Annotated in this window: 13 protein-coding genes, 2 tRNA genes and 1 pseudogene; 2 read left to right on the forward strand and 14 right to left on the reverse strand. The window is 63.3% G+C overall.

Going from position 1 to position 17,711, the window contains the following annotated elements:
- Window positions 1–64 precede the first annotated feature (64 nt).
- Window positions 65–997, forward strand: a complete 933-nt coding sequence (locus CGK93_RS17110) for a TauD/TfdA dioxygenase family protein (RefSeq protein ID WP_089595844.1) — start codon at window positions 65–67, stop codon at window positions 995–997.
- 103 nt (window positions 998–1,100) lie between these two features.
- Here the strand turns inward: CGK93_RS17110 and CGK93_RS17115 are convergent, their stop codons facing one another.
- The 5 genes and pseudogenes from CGK93_RS17115 to CGK93_RS17135 all read right to left on the reverse strand — a co-directional run bounded on the left by CGK93_RS17115 (window position 1,101) and on the right by CGK93_RS17135 (window position 7,067).
- Entirely contained in the window at window positions 1,101–2,060 is a 960-nt protein-coding gene (locus CGK93_RS17115) for an aldo/keto reductase (protein ID WP_089595845.1), read from the reverse strand.
- Between the two features lie 41 nt (window positions 2,061–2,101).
- Window positions 2,102–3,856, reverse strand: a complete 1,755-nt coding sequence (locus tag CGK93_RS17120) for a glycoside hydrolase family 13 protein (RefSeq protein ID WP_089595846.1) — start codon at window positions 3,854–3,856, stop codon at window positions 2,102–2,104.
- 76 nt (window positions 3,857–3,932) lie between these two features.
- Window positions 3,933–4,834, reverse strand: a pseudogene (locus CGK93_RS17125) (carbohydrate ABC transporter permease).
- Window positions 4,834–5,778 (reverse strand): carbohydrate ABC transporter permease, encoded by a 945-nt coding sequence (locus tag CGK93_RS17130; protein WP_089595847.1) that lies wholly within the window; start codon window positions 5,776–5,778, stop codon window positions 4,834–4,836. The pseudogene CGK93_RS17125 and the gene CGK93_RS17130 overlap by 1 nt, the downstream one beginning before the upstream one ends.
- 23 nt (window positions 5,779–5,801) lie before the next feature.
- Window positions 5,802–7,067 (reverse strand): ABC transporter substrate-binding protein, encoded by a 1,266-nt coding sequence (locus CGK93_RS17135; RefSeq protein ID WP_232481364.1) that lies wholly within the window; start codon window positions 7,065–7,067, stop codon window positions 5,802–5,804.
- 243 nt (window positions 7,068–7,310) lie between these two features.
- Here CGK93_RS17135 and CGK93_RS17140 point away from each other — a divergent pair, with 243 nt between their 5' ends.
- Window positions 7,311–8,534: an ROK family protein gene (locus tag CGK93_RS17140; protein ID WP_089595849.1), complete on the forward strand. Its 1,224-nt coding sequence runs from the start codon at window positions 7,311–7,313 to the stop codon at window positions 8,532–8,534.
- A gap of 64 nt (window positions 8,535–8,598) precedes the next feature.
- On the opposite strand, the gene CGK93_RS17145 is transcribed toward CGK93_RS17140, so the two are convergent.
- From CGK93_RS17145 to CGK93_RS17185, 9 genes are all read right to left on the reverse strand, one after another.
- Window positions 8,599–10,170, reverse strand: a complete 1,572-nt coding sequence (locus tag CGK93_RS17145; RefSeq protein WP_089595850.1) for a Na+/H+ antiporter — start codon at window positions 10,168–10,170, stop codon at window positions 8,599–8,601.
- A gap of 140 nt (window positions 10,171–10,310) precedes the next feature.
- A complete protein-coding gene (locus CGK93_RS17150) occupies window positions 10,311–10,967 on the reverse strand; it encodes an NAD(P)-binding oxidoreductase (RefSeq protein WP_089595851.1) in 657 nt (218 codons plus the stop codon).
- Between the two features lie 65 nt (window positions 10,968–11,032).
- A tRNA-Met gene (locus CGK93_RS17155) sits at window positions 11,033–11,106 on the reverse strand.
- 61 nt (window positions 11,107–11,167) lie between these two features.
- Window positions 11,168–11,239, reverse strand: a tRNA-Thr gene (locus CGK93_RS17160).
- A 130-nt stretch (window positions 11,240–11,369) separates the two neighbouring features.
- Window positions 11,370–11,915, reverse strand: coding sequence for a LysM peptidoglycan-binding domain-containing protein (locus CGK93_RS17165; protein ID WP_089595852.1), 546 nt, complete (start codon window positions 11,913–11,915; stop codon window positions 11,370–11,372).
- Between the two features lie 229 nt (window positions 11,916–12,144).
- Entirely contained in the window at window positions 12,145–14,361 is a 2,217-nt protein-coding gene (locus tag CGK93_RS17170; protein ID WP_089595853.1) for a DEAD/DEAH box helicase, read from the reverse strand.
- A gap of 391 nt (window positions 14,362–14,752) precedes the next feature.
- Window positions 14,753–15,406: an MOSC domain-containing protein gene (locus CGK93_RS17175; protein WP_089595854.1), complete on the reverse strand. Its 654-nt coding sequence runs from the start codon at window positions 15,404–15,406 to the stop codon at window positions 14,753–14,755.
- A gap of 39 nt (window positions 15,407–15,445) precedes the next feature.
- Window positions 15,446–16,120: a response regulator gene (locus CGK93_RS17180; protein WP_089595855.1), complete on the reverse strand. Its 675-nt coding sequence runs from the start codon at window positions 16,118–16,120 to the stop codon at window positions 15,446–15,448.
- On the reverse strand, window positions 16,117–17,631 hold the full coding sequence (locus CGK93_RS17185) for a sensor histidine kinase (protein WP_089595856.1): 1,515 nt from the start codon (window positions 17,629–17,631) through the stop codon (window positions 16,117–16,119). The genes CGK93_RS17180 and CGK93_RS17185 overlap by 4 nt, the downstream gene beginning before the upstream one ends.
- Between the last annotated feature and the right edge of the window lie 80 nt (window positions 17,632–17,711).

Below are 17,711 nucleotides of genomic sequence, written 5' to 3' on the forward strand. Positions count from 1 at the left end.
CCACCCACGTGGCACCCGCCGCAATCCATCACCACATCCACCACAACCAGTAAGGAAACAGATCATGACCGTCATTACCGAAACCAAACTCGAATTCGCCAAGCTGGGCTCCCGCATCGGCGCCGAAATCCGCGGCCTGGACATCAGTGGAGACCTCAGCGAGGACTCCGTGGCCCAGATCAGGGCAGCGCTCAACGAGCACAAGGCATTGGTGTTCCGCGAGGCCAACATCCTCACCGACGAAGCCCAGGTGAAGTTCGCTTCGCACTTTGGACCCCTTACCAAGGCGCATCCCACGGTTGCTTCCGTAGACGGCGAAGAGAACGTGCTGCCCGTGGACAGCGAGAACGGCTCGGCGAACAACTGGCACACGGACGTCACGTTTGTGGTCAACCCGCCGCAGGCGTCCACGCTGCGCAGCATTGACCTTCCGGCCTACGGTGGCGAGACGTTGATCGCATCCTCGGCCGGCGCCTATCGGGACCTGCCGGAGGAACTGCGCAGCTTCGCGGACAACCTGTGGGCCATCCACACCAATGACTACGACTACTCGGTGCCCAAGAATCTCGAGCACTCCAACGCGGAAGAGCGTCGCAAGGAGTTCACGCGCCTGAAGTTCGAGACCGCCCACCCCGTGGTACGGGTCCATCCTTTGACCGGCGAGCGCGGATTGTTCATTGGGGGCTTCGCGCAGCGGCTCCGGATTGTGGGGCTGTCCAACACCGAGTCCAAGGACATCATCCGTCTGCTGCAGGCGTACGTGACGCGTCCGGAGAATGTGGTCCGGGTGAACTGGGAGCCGAACCAGGTAGTCCTTTTCGACAACCGCATCACCCAGCACTACGCCCCGGACAACTACGATGGCCAGCCGCGCAAGCTCAACCGCGTGACCATCGCCGGCGACATTCCCGTCAGCATCGATGGCAAACCGAGCCAGGCCATCCAGGGTGATTCGAGCACCTACTCGGTGGTGGCCCCGATCAGCCACGCATCGTAGGCGCACTCCATGTGTTGCTGTTCCCACCCAACTGAGTCGCAGTTCAGGTCGTTATGAGCGCTCAAAACGACCTCAACTGCGACTCAGTTGGGTTAAAACGGGGTTAGGGGATGTTGCTGCCCCGGGCTGCCACCCACAGTCCGTACCACTGGGCACGGGTCATCTCCTTCGCGACAACTGCCGCATCGGCGCAAGCCGCAATCCGGGTGGGATGGGTGGTTCCCACTACCGGTGAGATCATGGCCGGGTGCTTCATCAGCCAACCCAGCAGTACTGATTCCGGCGTGGTGTTCTTCTCCCCCGCCAACTGTTCCAGCATCTCCGCTACAGCCGACTCATCCGGTGAGAGCTCCTCAGACATGGCCCCTGTGTAGCGCCCTTGCGCCAGGGACCCATACGCCTGCAGTTCAATCCCGTGAGTCATGCAGTGCTCCAGGGTTCCGTGCGGAAAGCTGTACCCCAACCCCTCCGCATGGTTGACCAGCACACCGCTCTCCAGCCAGTCCCGGCGAAGCAGGCTCATCTCCAACTGGTTCGCCACAACAGGCGCCTCCAACTGGTCCTGCAGGAACGCGATCTGCGCTCCGGACATATTGGACACCCCCAGTTGCCGCACCTTGCCTTCCGCCTTCAACTGTCCGACGGCGTCCGCCACCTCACGCGGGTCCATCAGCGGATCGGGGCGGTGCAGCAGCAGCACGTCCACATAGTCCGTTTGGAGCCGCTTCAGGCTCCCGTTAACCCGTTCGAGGATGGCTTCCCGGCTGAGGTCGTATTGCGTGTCCAGCCCACGCTCCCCCAGCCTGATGCCGCACTTGGTTTGCAGCTGGACCTTCCCGCGCAGACCCTGCGAACGGGCAAGGACTTCACCGAAAACGGCCTCGGACTTTCCGCTGCGGTAAATGTCCGCATGATCAAAAAGTTCAATGCCAATCCCCAGAGCGGCGTCGACCACCGCGGCGGCCTGATCGATCTCAGCTGCGCCATAGGACGCGCCATCCCACGGGCCGCCGAGTCCCATGCAGCCATAGATGAGGCGTCCCCGCCCGTTCGTATTCGTCATAACTTCCGTATCTGCCGCAGCGTCCATCTTGTCCTCAGCGCTTACGCGTTGCTCACAACCCACGCGGTGGTGTCGGACGGCAGCTTGCCATCCTCCAGCGGTCCGCTGGTTACCACCACATCACCTTCAGGCAGTTCAACGAGTTCGCCGCCGAAGTTGGTGATGGTGTGCCAGGCACCGGGGCGGCTGAAATGCAGCACGTCCCGGTTTCCTGTCTCCACCCACTCAAGTTCCTCGCTGGTCTGGAGTTCGCTGCGCAGGCGCAGTGCCTTCTTATAGAGCTCCAGCGTGGAACCTTCCACGCCGTCCTGCGTGGATACTGCGTAATCCTTGAACCAGGCCGGCTGCGGAAGGTGCGCCTTGCCCGCACCGAAGCCGAACGACGGGCCTTCCGTGGTCCACGGCAGCGGCACGCGGCAGCCGTCGCGCCCGATCTCCACGCCCGGGTTGCGGAAGAAGGACGGGTCCTGGCGTTCCGAGTCAGGGATTTCCGAGACTTCACGCAAGCCGAGCTCTTCACCCTGGTAAAGGTAGGCCGAGCCGGGGAGCGCAAGCAGCAACAGCGTCGCGGCGCGGGCACGACGCAAGCCAAGTTCGACGTCGAGCTCTTCAGCCGGTGCGCCGGCAAGCAGCCAGCCCTTGCCATCCTGGCCCTTGGGCTTGCCGCCGGTAATGTCCTGTGCCGCATTGGTTCCCTGCGCAACGGAGCCGCCCTTGGGCAGTCCGTAGCGCGTGGCGTGGCGGACGACGTCGTGGTTGGAGAAAACCCACGTGGACGAGGCACCTGATTCCTTGGCTGCCACCAGGTTGTCCGTGATGATTTTCCGGAACGATGCAGCATCGAAGTCGGACTGCAGGAGATCGAAGTTGAACGCCTGGCCCAGTCCTTCGGGGCTGGCGTAGCGGGCACGGCGGGACTCGTGGACCCAGGCCTCGGCGACAGCCGTACGGGGCGGGTTGTACTCGTTGAAGAGCTTGCGCCACTCCGCGTAGACCTCGTGGACTTCGTCTCGGTCCCAGAACGGGTGGGAACCATCGGTGAAGCCATCGGTTCCGTGGGCCTTGGCTTCGAGATCGGCCTTCATGGGCAGCGGCTCGGACAGATCCTTGGCCATGCCGTGGGCAACGTCGATCCTGAAACCATCAACGCCGCGGTCCGACCAGAAACGCAGCGTCTTCAGGAAGTCCTCGCGGATCTCCGGGTTCTCCCAGTTGAAGTCCGGCTGCTCCTTGGCAAAAATGTGCAAGTACCACTGGCCGGGAGTGCCATCCGGCTCGGTGATGCGATCCCAGATGGGGCCGCCAAAGACGGAGTCCCAGTCCGACGGCGGCAGCTCGCCGTTCTCGCCCCGGCCGTCACGGAAGATGTAGCGCTCGCGGGCAGCGGAGCCCTTGGGCGAAGCCAAGGCTTCCTTGAACCACTCATGGCGGTCGGAGGAATGGTTGGGGACGATGTCCGCCACGATCTTGATCCCGGCGGCGTGCAGGGCTTCAACCATCTCGTCGAAGTCCTCAAGGGTGCCCAGCTTCGGATCCACATTGCGGTAGTCATCTACGTCGTAGCCGCCGTCAGCAAGCGCTGAAGGGTAGAAGGGGCTCAGCCAGACAGCGTCGATTCCCAGTTCCTTGAGGTAGGGAACTTTGGCGGTGATGCCCTTGATGTCGCCCAGTCCGTCGCCGTTGGCGTCGTGGAAGCTGCGGGGATAGATCTGGTAGACAGCCGCTTGGCGCCACCAGTTGGGGTCGGCCATGCGATCTACATTGGTACGGTGTGCCTGAGTGGCGGAGGTGCTCACGAAACTCCTTTGATTTAGTATCTAAATTTATATCCCGGACCAGTATGAAACGGCCGGACGTCGCAGGTCAACAGGCTTAGCCCTTTACTGCACCTTGGGTAACCCCTGCCATGACCCAACGCTGCGTGAACAGGTAGGCGATAATCGCCGGGGCCATCGCCATCAGGTAGGACGCGAAGGACACGTGGTAGTTGTTGCTGAACTGGGTCTGGAACAGGTTTTGCCGCACTGGAAGTGTCTGAAGGGACGGATCGGAGATGATCAGCGAGGGCATCATGAAGTCATTCCACGCATAGAGGAAGGCGAAGATTCCCACGGTTGCGCTCATTGGCGCCAGAAGCGGGAAGATCAGCTTCCAGAAGGTCTGCCAGGTGGTAGCGCCGTCGATCCTTGCACTCTCCTCCAACTCCATCGGGATGGAGCGGAGAAATGCGGTGAACAGGAGGACGCTGAAGCTTAGCTGGAACATGGTGGCCAGCAGGATCACACCGAACGGATTGTCGAGTCCCAGGCGGCCCGTGAGCTGGATTTGCGGCAGCGCCACCACCGGGAAGGGAATGAACATTGCCCCAGCAGGTAGAAGAACGAGTACCGGAACAGACGGCGCTCCCAGTTGCGCACGATCGCGTAAGAAGCAAAGGCCGCCAGGATGATGGTGGCCACAACGGTCCCTGCAGTCACCAGCAAGGACATCCCGGCGCCCACAGGGAAGTTCGTCAGCGTCCAGGCCTGGAAGAAGCCGTCGAGGCTGAAGGGGGCAGGGAAGGAGAAGGCGTTGCCATCCACCGCCTGGCCCTGGGTCTTGAACGCCATGGAGACGGTGACATACAGGGGAAGGAGAACGGTCACCGCGCACAGGACCAGGATGGTGGTCGTGGGCCAGTTCACCCGCTCGACGGCGGATTCGGACCGGCGTGGGCTCTTTCCAGCAGGCTGGGTGCTGGGCTCGACGATGGCGAGGGTGGCTTGATTGGTCATCAGAGTGCATTCCGTCCGCGAGTCAGCGAAAGCTGTACGAGAGAGATAACAATGGCCACCACGAAGAAGATCGTGGCGTTGGCCATCTGGTAGGCGTAGTCGCCGCCGTTGAAGCCCGAGATGACGGTCATCGCGATGCTTCGGGTTGAGGTGCCCGGGCCACCGTTGGTCAGGCCAACGATGATGTCGTAGGCGTTCAGGAAGCCCTTGAATCCCAGGATGATGTTGATGACCACGTAGCCCGAAACCAGCGGAAGCGTGATCTTTACCAGTTGCTGGAACTTGCTGGCGCCGTCGATCTCCGCAGCTTCATAGACGTCCCCAGGCACTGCCACCAAACCTGCGATGTAGATCAGCAGGGCACCCGGCACAGCCTGCCAGGCAGTGACCACAACAATGGCTACCCAGGCGAGGTCCGGGTTTGCCAGCAGGCTGCTCTCCAGCCAGGGGATCCCGGCCGCCGCACCCAGGGATGGCAGCGAGTTCGAGAACAGGAAGTTGAAGACGTAGGCGATGATGATGCCTGAGACCACCATGGGGATGACGAAGATGGTCCGCAGTGCCGATTTCATCCGGATGCGCGAGGTCAGCCCGACGGCCAGGAGGAACGCCACCACGTTGACGGCGATCACGGTAACGATGGAGAACCCGAACGTGAACAGGTAACTCTGCAGGATGGCGGGGTCACTGAAGATGGCAACGTAGTTGGTCAGGCCTACGAATTCCCAGTCGCCGATTCCGATGGAGTTGGTAAAACTGAAGAAGATGCCGATGATCCCCGGAACGGTGATGGCCAACGTGAAGAGGATGAGGCTGGGGACGAGGAAAAAGTAGAAGATCGGTTCGACCCGGCGCCTGCTGCCCTGCCGCTGACGGCTTTGCTTGGGGGAAGCCTGTTTTCCGCCGTCCTGCCCGGACGTGGTGGGGGTGGTGGTGATGGACATGATGTTGACTCCCTGTTTCGGCGCTACTGGCGGAACGCCAGGCGCGCCCAATCTGCGTCGAGGGTGCTAAGGGTGGAGGTTGGGCTGGCGCCGAAAACGAGGGCCTGCGTGTAGTTCATGATCGGGATGGTCTTTGGCACCAGCACCGAGGGACCCTGGTAGACCTGGGATTGCTCGTAGTACCTCACCATTCCTTCGATCCTGGGATCGGGAACCACGGCAGAATCCTTGGTGGGGGTGAAACCCAACTGCGATTTGTTGTAGGAATCGATCACTTCGGGCCGGTAAAGGTAGTCAAGGAAGTCCCGTGCGGCTTCCTTGTGCTTGGAGGCCTCAGGGATCCAGGCGGCAAGGTCCACGTTCACCCGGACGCGCAGGTCCTGGGGATTTTCGGTCATCGGCAGCGGGAAAGTTCCGAGTTTCAGGTCCGGGGCGGTCTTCGCGATCTCGCTGAAGGCCCACGGCCCCTGCAGGTACATTGCGGCCTTGCCCTGGGAGAACGCCAGGTTGCCGTCACCGTAGGCCCGGCTGGCTGCATCCTTGTTCACGTACTTCGAGGCCAATTCCAGCATCTTGCCAACAGGCTTTTCAAAGTCCTTCTGGAAGGACACTGCAGATTGTGGCCCCACATTGGTGCCTTCCGCGGAAAGCTTGTCGAAGAAGTCCAGCGTGTCCACCTGGCCGCCCACAGAGTAGTCGAACCACCCTTGGGCTATAGTCCAGTCGTCCTTCCAGGTGGCATAAAAGGGTGTCACCCCAGCCGCCTTCAGCTGCTCGCAGGCAGCAATGAGTTCGCTCCACGTAGTGGGCACCTTGATGTTGTTGGCGGCGAAGATCTCTTTGTTGTAGATCACGGACGATGCCATCACGGAATAAGGAAGGGCGCTGGTCCGGTCCGGGTAGGTCCCGTACTGGTCCATCAGCGGCTGGAGATCCTCCCGGATCCTTGATGCCGCATCCGTACCGGACAGATCGCTCAACGCACCGCGCTGAACAAAGCGGGACGTCTCCATGTTGTAGTTTGCGAGGGCAATGTCCGGCGGATTTCCACGAACGAAGCTGGCGGACACAACGTCCACGCCTGAAGTGTCCAGGACAACCTCGGTGTCGTTCTGAGAAGCGTTGTAGTCGGCAACGAGCTTGGTCATGAAGCCGATGGCTTCACGTTTGCTGAACGTAAACCGGATGGTCTCTTTGCCTTGATCCCCGGTGCACCCTGTGAGGAGGCCAGCCAGCAAGGCCAGCCCCAGGGTCACCGCCGCCAGGCGATTCTTGCGCGTAGGTTTCACTGACTCCGTGGTCCTTTCGTCGTGCGGACCCCAGTGGCCGCCGTGCCATCGGAAGGGGGTCACTGACCACCAGCCCCGATGTTTAGATAGGAGATAAATTTATTACCTATCGCAAGTTTGAGTGACCGGCGCCACAGGGTCAAGCTTTTGAACGAAATCCGTCGTCATCTAAATTTATGTACTAAATTTAGAGAGATCGTTCTATCATTCCCGGCTGACTGCCCCAAGAGTTCGGAGTACCCCATGCTGACTGGGACTGCACCATCAACACAGCTGGTGCGCCGGGTCAACGCCAGCGCAATGCTCAAGGCAATGCGTGGCGCCGGCGTCCTCACCGGAACGGAACTCATGGATTCCACCGGCCTCTCACGGGCCACGGTCATATCGATCTGCGACGAACTGGTCCGCCTCGGATGGCTGCAGGAACTTGAAAACCAGCGGGGTACGGGCGAATACGTCAAAGGCAGGCCCGCACGCCGCTTTGTTTTCGACGACGGTGCGGCCAGCGTGCTCGGAATCGACATCGGCGCCACCAAGATCACCACGATCGTGGCCAACATGGCCGGAACAACGTTGTCCCAGGTCACCATGCCATTCCGTACGTACAACGTCCCGGCTGACGAACGCGCCGACGTACTGGACAGGATCGCCGCAGAGGCCCTGAAAAAAGCCGGCGTGGCTGCGGATTCCGTTCTCGCAGTGTCCGTCGGAGTGGCCGCCCCGGTCAGCCGCGATGGCGAGGTGCTCCGGGCCCAGGAATTCTGGAAATCCTTCGATGTCCGCCGGATTGTGTCCGAGCGGCATGGCTGGCACGTCCTCCTGGAAAACGATGCCAACCTCGCGGCCCTCGCTGAACGGTGGCAAGGGACCGCGCAGGGAGTGGACAACCTTGTGGTCATGCTGGCCGGTGACCGGCTGGGTTCAGGCATCATGGAATCCGGCCGCCTGCTCCACGGGCAGCTCGGTGGCTTTGGTGAATTGGGATATCTGGATCATGTAGATGGGGTGGGCGACACCTACGGCATTGCCCACTACGCTGCGCTGTGGGGACGGGAAGCCATGGACAGCAATCCGACCACGACGCTGCGGACGCTGTGCGGCGGGAATCCCGAAGCCTTGACCGCTGAGATGGTTTTCACCGCAGCCGCGGACGGAGACGGCCCCGCCCGTACGGCCCTGGATCGCCTGGCCCAACGCATGGCCCGGGTCATCGGCTCGGTCAGTACGTTGGTGAACCCCGAACTGGTGGTCATAGCCGGGGGCGTGGCAGCCTCTGCCCACGCATTGATTCCGGGCATTGAAGAAAAGATGACGGAGTTCACCTTCACTCCCCCGCGCCTGGCAACCTCACCCCTGGGAGACGGCATCGTGTCCCTTGGCGCGATCCGGCACGCACTGGATTATGTCGAAGAGCACGCTTTGGACCTCTACCCCGCGTCGCTGCCGGAACACGAGGCTGCCGGCTGACCACCCCTTGCCGGCTGGCCACTTCTTCCCGGCCAGCCCGGCCGGCGGCCATTCCGGACTTTGGCTAGTCCGGCATCGACATGGTGCGCAGGTCCAGTTGCCTCAGCACGCGATCTGCCACTTCCGGGTCGGTACCCAGCTCGTTCCGGGCCACCACCACTTCCTGCCGTGCAGCGTCCAGCGCGATGGTCTGCACCGCGATCGACAACTCCCGTCCACGCTTCCGCTTTTCAGCAACCGACTCGTTCTGCAGGGTGCCATCGAGCAGCTCTGCATGCAGCCTGCGCATCTTTTCCTTGACCAGCGCCACCTTCTCCGCCGGGAGTTCCTTCATCAGGTCGTGGTCCTTCAAGGCGGCCACCGCAGCAGACTGGGCGCGCTTGGCCAGGACCTTGGCGGCATCTTGCTCGTGAGAACCGTCCTCGGTGGCCTTCAGCACCCGCATGAGCCATGGCAAGGTGAGACCGGGAAGCACCAAGGTTGCCAGGAGGACGGCGCAGGCAATCACCAGGATCTCGTGCCGCGCCGGGAAGTCACTGCCATCCGGCAGGGTCAAGGGAAGCGCCAACGCCAGGGCCAACGTAGCCAGACCGCGCATTCCGCACCACGTCAGGATCAGCACTTCCTTGGGTGAGGTGGGCTGCAGCAGGTTCCTGCGCCTCCGGGCCGTCAGGGCAAGCAGGCCCAGCCACAAGAACCGGACGACGAACACCAGGATGCAGATGACCACAGCCATGCCGATCATCCCGAAGATCGCCGTCCCCTCGTCCCGGATAACGTGGCGGATTTCCAGCCCCACCAGGCCGAAGGCCAGCCCCGTGGCAAGCAACTCCACCACATCCCAGAACGCCGTCCGTGTGACGCGTTCAGCGGCATCCTGCGGCCGCGTATGGCGCTGCAACTCCAAGGCGGTGACGACGACGGCCACCACACCTGAGGCGTGCAACTCCTCCGCGAGGATGTAGGCGGCGAACGGCACCACCAGGGTGACGGCACTGCGGGCCACCATGGACGTGACCAGCTTGGTGATGAACTTGGTCAGCCAACCCATCGCGATGCCGATCCCCACAGCCAGAGCGGCCCCGATGACGAACTGCGGGATGACCTCCGGGCCCACTTCCTTGCCGGACATGGTGGCGGCAACGGCGGCCTGGAAGATGACGATGGCAGCGGCGTCGTTGAAAAGCCCTTCGCTTTGCAGGACCGTGATGAGGCGGCGCGGCATGTGGACGCGGCCGGCTACCGACTCAACGGCAACGGGGTCCGGCGGGGCCACCATGGCACCCAAAGCGATGGCCGCCGGGATTCCGATGCCCGGGATCATGAGCCAGGCAGCACCGGCCACTACCGCAGTGGACACCACCACCAGGGCCACGGCCAGGAGCAGGAGCGTCCGCCACCGCACCCTGAAGACCGCCCAGGAACTCTTCTGGGCCGTGGCGAACAGGAGCGGCGGAAGGAAGATCGGCAGGATCAGCTCAGGCGAGATCTCAAACTCCGGGAAGCCCGGGATGAAGGTCAGCGCCACAGCCAGGAGCAGCATCAGGACCGGATACGGCAGCCGGAGCCGGTCCCCCAAGCCCACTGCCACCACCGTCGCCAGCAGCAACCCGACAATGAGCGCCAACTGATCCATGTTCCTGCTTCCCCAGATGTTGTAAGGCCCTCCCCCGGGCGAAGCCGAAAAAGTTCCCTACCAACATATCCCGGGAGTGCAGACGGTCCACGCGGAGTGACGGTCAGCGCGGAGTAACAGTCAGCGCCTCTGCTCCCGGGTCAGTCCTCCGTGAGCGCGTCCACCACGTCCGCGGTGCCATTCTTGAACGCAATGGTCCGGTGGATGGTGCCGGGCAGTTCCAGGACAGCGGCCGTGACCAACGCAACGTTGGCACGCGAGGTCTCTGTGCCGCTGCCGGGGTTCTCGGGGTCGGTCTGGATCAAGCCCGTAGCGGGCTCGTCGGTCAAGGTTCCCGGGCCCAGGACGGTCCAGTCGAGGTCGGTGGCACGCAGGTAGTCGTCCGCAGCTGCTTTGGCCTCCGCATAGGCGAAGAATGGATTGTCAGCGGGCACCCCGTGGTCCTTCGCCGCGCCGATGTAGGACACCATGACATACCGCTTGGCGCCGGCCTCTGCGGCGGCGTCCATCGAGCGGATGGCGGCGTCGCGGTCCACGGCATAGGTCCGGTCCGGGTTGCCCCCACCGGCCCCCGCGGACCAGACCACGGCGTCGTGGCCGTCGAGCGCTTGGGCGAGTTCCGCCGTCGTCGAGTTTTCCACATCAAGCACCTGCGCTTTTGCGCCGGCTTCCGTGACATCTGCCACATGATCGGGATTTCGGATGAAAGACGTGACGTCGTGACCTTCGCCACTGAGAATGCGGGACAGATGCAGGGCCACTTTCCCGTGGCCGCCAATGATTGCGATTCGGCTCATGAACCCATTCTGTCCCACAGAATGAAAAAAGACCCCGCAGGCTGACGCTGCGGGGTCTTGCTCTGTAGCGGTGGGGAGGCTCGATCTCCCGACCTCACGATTATGAGTCGTGCGCTCTAACCAACTGAGCTACACCGCCACGAATGAGAAAAACCTGTGTCAAGCCGGTCAAAACCGCCTTGACACAGGCCCTCATTCAGAGCCCCCCACCGGAATCGATCCGGTGACCTCGTTCTTACCAAGAACGCGCTCTACCACTGAGCTAGGGGGGCAACGAGTAAATACTCTACCGGACGTTTTCAGAAGCTACAAATCGGCTAAAGAACGCGGAAAATCGACGCCGACACAATTTGCGAAGACGCAGTTTCTTTGATCTATTTTCGCCCTCTTCGCCTGCCCGAATCAGGGCAGACGAAGGACCTGTCCGGGGTAGATCTGGTCTGGATTGGGCACAGTATCGGCGTTGGTCGCAATCAACGCTCCGAGATCCACCCCGAACTGGGCAGCGATCCCGCTCAGGGTGTCTCCCTGCTCCACCACAACCTCCGTAGCCCTTGGGGCCACAGGTCCCGGCTGCCCGGCCCCTGCAGCAGCTTCAGCGGCCGCCTCCTGCGCCTGCGGCTGGACTTCCGGGGCCACGGGTTCAAGGCCCTCCTGACGGGCCTCCTGGGCTGCTGCGGCGTCCGCTGCTGCCTGCTGCTGGGCCGCTTGGGCTGCCGCGGCCTCAGCGGCCTCCCGGTCAGCTGCTGAAACCTCGACGGCTGCAGCATCCTCCGCGGCCTGGTTACCGGCTGATGGGGCTGCTGGAGCTGGGGCTTCGGCGGGAGCTGAGTCGCGGGCAGCGGACCCAGCATCGTCCCTGTGATCCTTGTCGCCGTGCAGTAGTTGATCGCCGCGCCCCTTGTCACCAAGGCCCAGGTTCTTCTTCAAGTTGTCCAGCAATCCCATGGAGCACCCTCCTGTGTTCGCTTGCGCCCTGCTTGCGTTCTGCTTGCGTTCAGCCGTGCCTCGATCGTACGACCGGCCGGGCCGCCATGGAACCCTGTCACCCATGGAACGCCATGGACCGGGATCGGGTACCGACGTTAAATGCCGCAGGGGGCCGGCTCGAAAGCCGACCCCCTGACGGGAACTACTGAGTGTCTAACATGTGGCGGTGTTCACCACCAGGAAGTGTTTACCACTTGCCCTTGCGGTTGAAATCGCGGTGTCCGCCTTCGCCGCCACTGCGGGGCTTGCGGGCGCCGTCACCGTGGCCGCCGAAGCGGGAACCGCTCGCCTGGCCGCGGTCGCGGTCGCCGAAGCTGCCCGCGGTGCGCTCGGAGCGGTCGCTGTAAGAGCGGCCACCACGCTCAGCGGAGGTACGCTCGCCGCCTTCGGACTTGCGGAAGTCCTTCTTGAAGCCGCCGGCACCCTTGAAGTTTCCGCCGCCACGGTTTTCGCGGTCGCCATAGCCACCACGTCCGCCGCCGCCGCCACCGGAGTAACTGCCGCGGTCGCCGCTGGGCTTGCGTCCGTTGTCCAGTTCGAGGTGGATCAGCTCGCCACCGATGCGGGTGCGGGACAGTGCGCGCAGCTGCTCGGGGCTGAGGTCTGCCGGGAGCTCCACCAGGGAGTGGTCCGAGCGGATGTCGATGCCACCGATCTGTGCGGAGGAGATGCCACCTTCGTTGGCAATGGCGCCCACGATGGAACCCGGCATGACGCGCTGACGGCGTCCGACGGCGATCCGGTAGGTGGCGTTGCCCTCGGTGAGCGTACGGGTCGGGCCACGGGAACCGAAGCCGTCCTTGGAGCGCTCACGCTTCTGGTACTCGGGAGCTGCAGGCAGTTCCTTGACCAGCAACGGCTGCCCACCCTGTGCCATGACGGCCAGGGCAGCTGCGATCTCGGCTGCGGGAACGTTGTGCTCTTCCTCATAGGAGGAGATAAGGTCGCGGAACGCTGCAACATCCTCGGACGCGAGGGTCTCGGTGATGCGCTCGGCGAACTTGCCCAGGCGCAGCGTGTTCACGGTCTCGGCGGTGGGCAGGTGCATCTGCTCCACCGGCTGGCGGGTTGCCTTCTCGATGGAACGCAGCAGGTACTTCTCGCGCGGCGTCATGAAGAGGATGGCGTCACCGGAACGGCCTGCACGGCCGGTGCGGCCAATGCGGTGCACGTAGGACTCGGTGTCGTGCGGGATGTCGTAGTTGATGACGTGGCTGATGCGCTCCACGTCAAGGCCACGGGCAGCGACGTCGGTGGCCACGAGGATGTCGATGCGGCCTTCCTTCAGCGCGTCCACAGTGCGTTCGCGCTGCTGCTGCGGGATGTCGCCGTTGATGGCGGCAGCCTGGAAACCGCGGGCCTTCAGCTTGTCGGCGAGGTCCTCGGTAGCCATCTTGGTGCGCACGAAGGCGATCACGCCGTCGAACTCTTCAACCTCGAGGATGCGGGTCAGGGCGTCCAGCTTGTGCGGGCCCATGACCTGGAGGTAACGCTGCTTGGTGTTGGCGCCCGTGGTGGTCTTGGACTTCACCGAGATTTCAGCAGGGTTGTTCAGGTACTGCTTGGACATGCGGCGGATCTGGCCCGGCATGGTGGCAGAGAACAGCGCCACCTGGCGGGTTTCCGGAGTCTGCTGGAAGATCTGCTCCACGTCATCGGCAAAGCCCATGCGCAGCATTTCGTCAGCTTCGTCCAGTACCAGGTACTGGAGTTCGGACAGGTCCAGTGAACCCTTGGCGATGTGGTCGATCACGCGGCCGGGGGTACCCACAACAACCTGGGCACCGCGGCGCAGGCCGGCGAGCTGCGGGCCGTAAGCCGAGCCACCGTAGACCGGGAGGACGGTGAAGTCGTCAATGTGCTTGGCGTAGGAGGTGAAAGCCTCGGCAACCTGGAGGGCCAGTTCACGCGTCGGGGCCAGGACCAGTGCCTGGGTCTTGCGCGAGGGACCGTTGAGGTCGTGGAGTTCTGCCAGGCGGGACAGGGCGGGAACAGCAAAAGCTGCGGTCTTGCCGGTACCGGTCTGGGCGAGGCCAACGACGTCGCGGCCTTCGAGGAGCAGCGGGATGGTGGCTGCCTGGATGGGTGACGGCTTCTCGTAGCCGACATCCTGCAGAGCGGCCAGAACGCGGCCGTCGATGCCAAGATCGACGAAGCGTACGCCTTCTTCTTCCTCTTCTTCTGCCTTGGGGGCAGGAGCTTCGGTTTCTTCTGCCTTGGGGGCAGGAGCTTCGGTGAAGGTGGGGGCTGCAGACTCGGCTGCGGCGTTCTCGACGGGGGCAGCGGCAGCAGCCGGTGCTTCAGCTTCGGCGGGCGCGGTGGTCTCTGCTGCAACAGCGGACTCAGCGGACTCAGCGGACTCAGTGGTCTGGGCGTCGAAGTTTTCGTTGAGATTTTCGGTCATAGGGGGAAATTCCTCATCCATAGGGCAGTCGGCGCGGCCCGGTTGGGCTTGGCCGCAGTACTCGTCGCGAAAACAGGCAAAGTGCCCTGCTTTCGCAAGAAGTCCGGCGCTATCGCAATCCCATGGCAGGACTTCCCGCTGCATCTCTTGGCTGCTATCCCAGCAGTCTGTACAGCGTTTTCTTTAGCCGGCTCTCCCTATGAAAATGCCCGCACACAATTGCGGGCCCCAACACTTACCAGTCCTGCCTCAAGAATTGGGCAGGATAAAGGGATTTCCGGAGTGGGGGATATTTCAAGTGTAGGGCACGGGGTGGCCTCACCGCGACTTAAGTCTTGATCAAGGGCGGTGAGCTTGTTCACACTCCACTTCAACCGCTGCCCTGGAGCCCTCAGAGGCCGTGGCGGCGGAGGACGTTCTGGAACTTTGAGTGGTACTCGTCCTGGAGCCGGATTTCTCCGTCAGCCTCGGCGTCCAGCAATACCTGAACGATGTCCGGCGTCGGTTCGCTGAACCACTGGCCCACCGTGATGCCATGCTTCGGAACGAAGGTGCGGTGAATGTGGTCCCCGGGAGAAATGGTCCCTGTCCTGATGACGCGGAGGTAAGTGCCAACCCGTCCGGCCTGCGTGAACCGCTTCACCCACTGCGGCTCTCCCAGCACCCGTTGGAACGTAGCGCAGGGCACGCGTGGGGACGTCACCTCAACCTCCACGTCAAGGCCAACCTTCCACCGTTCACCAATCACGGCGCCCGTGGTTTCGATTCCGGACACCCGCAGGTTCTCACCGAAGAGACCAGCCGGCACCTCCCGCTGCAGCTCGGCCGCCCAGTAATCGGCATCCTCCTGCGAGTACGCGTACAGGGCTTGGTCTTCTCCGCCGTGATCGAGCCGGTTTGCCTGCACGTCCCCGTGAAGCCCAAGTTTATGGACTTTGACCGGACCTTCCACCGCACGTTTGTCCATGGCGGTGACCCCCACGTTGCCCGGATCAGGCAGCAGCTGGTGGACCCGGCAGACGGCAAGGAGGGAGGCGGTGTTCATGGGATCAGTCTACGGACGGACCGGCGCAGATCTACAGATCTAAGGATCAAAACGGTAGCCCATGCCCGCTTCCGTGTGCAGATGGCGGGGCTCTGCCGGATCCCGCTCCAACTTCCGGCGCAGCTGGGCGATGTACACGCGCAGGTATTGGGTTTCCTTGGCGTAGGCCTGCCCCCAGACCTGGGTGAGGATCTGCTGCTGGCTCACCAGCTTCCCCTTATTACGGACCAGCAGCTCCAGGATGTTCCACTCCGTGGGCGTCAGCCTGACCTCAGCCCCGTCCTTCACGATCTTCTTGCCTGCCAGGTCCACCATGAAGTCGGTAGTGGCCAACGTTGGTTCCTCATGCCCGGTGACCACACGGCGGGAGGCGACCCGAAGCCGCGCAAGCAGCTCATCCAAACCGAAAGGCTTGGTCACGTAGTCGTCCGCACCGGCGTCGAGCGCCTCCACCTTGTCCTCCGACGCGTGCCGGGCAGAGAGCACAATGATGGGCATGCTGCTCCAGCCGCGGATCCGGCGGATGATCTCCACGCCGTCCATATCCGGCAGCCCGAGGTCCAGCACCACGATCTCCACCGGCTGCTTGGCAACGGCCTGCAAGGCATCGGCACCGTTGCCTACCGACAACGCCTGGTAGCCATGGGCCTGAAGAGTGATCTGCATGGCGCGGGCAATCCGGGCCTCGTCCTCGACGATGAGTACCAGCGTCATTGCGCGCCACCAGTCCACAGCGGCATGGTGACCACCATGGTCAAACCACCACCCGGCGTCGGCTCCGCGGCCAGTCTCCCGCCCATGGCCTCGCAGAACCCCTTGGCAACCGCGAGTCCCAACCCGATCCCCCCACCGGCAGTGTGTCCGGGCGCCGGCGAATCACCGAAGCGCTGGAACGGCTGGAACATGGTGAGGACTTCCTCCCTGCCCACTCCCCTGCCATGATCCACAATCCGCAGTTCACCGGCGGGCCGGTCCCCCAAGGTGATGCCGGCACCAGCCCGTGCCGTCAGGACCACATCCGATTCAGGTGCGTACTTCAGTGCGTTCTCCACGATGTTGGCCACCACGCGCTCCAGCATGCCGGCGTCGGCCTGCACCGGGGGAAGATTGGGCGGCAGTTCGTTGCGGAGGTGCTCAGGCGGAAGACCGCGCAGCGCCTGCGGCAGTACCTCAGCCCAGCCGATACCGGTCAGCAGCGGATTCACCGCGTCTGCGGTGATGCGGGACATGTCCAGGAGATTGTCCACCAGGTGATCCAGACGGTCCGCATAGTCCTCGATGGTTTCCAGCAGTTCCCGCTCCACCTCTGGAGGAAAACTCACGTCCTCCTGGCGCAGGCTGCTGACAGCAAGCTTGATACCGGCCAACGGCGTCCTCAGGTCATGCGACACGGCGCGCAGAATGGAGGTCCGCATCTTGTTGCCCTCGGACAGCCGGACATTGTCCCGCCGGCTCTTCACCAACTGCTGCCGCTCACGCACGGCCACCACAAAGGCTCCGAAAGCGGCAAGCAGCCGCTGGCGCTGCGGTGTTAAGGGTCCGCCGCGCAGCAGCAGCGTGTACTGGGGATCGACGACGGCGGCATGGTCGGCGGCGGCATGGGTCACCGGCGGATTGGGCCCGGCGCTCGCCAGGACCTGCGATGCGGGAGCCGCTCCGGGCGTGGCTGCCGCCCCCGGGGCCGCGGAGCCCAGCAACGTCACCGCTTCCATGCCAAGGTTGCCACGGACCTTCTCAAGGAAGGTCTCCAGGCTTCCATCCGAACTCAGGATCCGGAGGGCCAACTCGCTCAGGGCAGTGGCTTCCGCTTCGGATCGCGCTGCTTCCTGGGCCCGCCTGCTGGCCAGGCCCACCGCGAGCGCCACACCGCAGGCCACTGCCAGGAACACCACCAAGGTGAAAAGCGTGGTGGGGTCGGCAATCGAAAGCGAGCCAACCGGATCGGCCGAGAAGTAGTTCAGCAGGAAGCTGCCCAAAACCGCGGCCACCACTGCAGGCCACAGCCCGCCGATCGCGGCGACCGCAACCGCCACGGCCAACTGCAGCAGCATGATCATGGCGAAGTTACGGAAGTTGAGGAACGTCACCAAAAGTTCGACGGCGGGCGGCAGCATGAGTGCCAGTACCAAACCGGTCACCACACGCCCCCGGCCGATGCCTCGAACCGGCGGGAGCCGGAGCAGCACGCCGTCGTCGCCGTTGCTGTAGGTCTCTGGTGCCGCCATGGCTACATCCTTACACGCTTCACGCGGTGGGGAGTTCTCCCCATTTACCGCCGTCATCCATGCCTGCACGGCGCGCAAGG

This window comes from Arthrobacter sp. YN, from assembly GCF_002224285.1.
Classification (GTDB): domain Bacteria; phylum Actinomycetota; class Actinomycetes; order Actinomycetales; family Micrococcaceae; genus Arthrobacter.

Coding starts and splice junctions, on each gene's coding strand:
- CGK93_RS17110 (WP_089595844.1), top strand. CDS start 65: ATGACCGTCATTACCGAAACCAAACTCGAATTCGCCAAGCTGGGCTCC.
- CGK93_RS17115 (WP_089595845.1), bottom strand. CDS start 2,060: ATGACGAATACGAACGGGCGGGGACGCCTCATCTATGGCTGCATGGGA.
- CGK93_RS17130 (WP_089595847.1), bottom strand. CDS start 5,778: ATGTCCATCACCACCACCCCCACCACGTCCGGGCAGGACGGCGGAAAA.
- CGK93_RS17140 (WP_089595849.1), top strand. CDS start 7,311: ATGCTGACTGGGACTGCACCATCAACACAGCTGGTGCGCCGGGTCAAC.
- CGK93_RS17145 (WP_089595850.1), bottom strand. CDS start 10,170: ATGGATCAGTTGGCGCTCATTGTCGGGTTGCTGCTGGCGACGGTGGTG.
- CGK93_RS17150 (WP_089595851.1), bottom strand. CDS start 10,967: ATGAGCCGAATCGCAATCATTGGCGGCCACGGGAAAGTGGCCCTGCAT.
- CGK93_RS17165 (WP_089595852.1), bottom strand. CDS start 11,915: ATGGGATTGCTGGACAACTTGAAGAAGAACCTGGGCCTTGGTGACAAG.
- CGK93_RS17170 (WP_089595853.1), bottom strand. CDS start 14,361: ATGACCGAAAATCTCAACGAAAACTTCGACGCCCAGACCACTGAGTCC.
- CGK93_RS17175 (WP_089595854.1), bottom strand. CDS start 15,406: ATGAACACCGCCTCCCTCCTTGCCGTCTGCCGGGTCCACCAGCTGCTG.
- CGK93_RS17180 (WP_089595855.1), bottom strand. CDS start 16,120: ATGACGCTGGTACTCATCGTCGAGGACGAGGCCCGGATTGCCCGCGCC.
- CGK93_RS17185 (WP_089595856.1), bottom strand. CDS start 17,631: ATGGCGGCACCAGAGACCTACAGCAACGGCGACGACGGCGTGCTGCTC.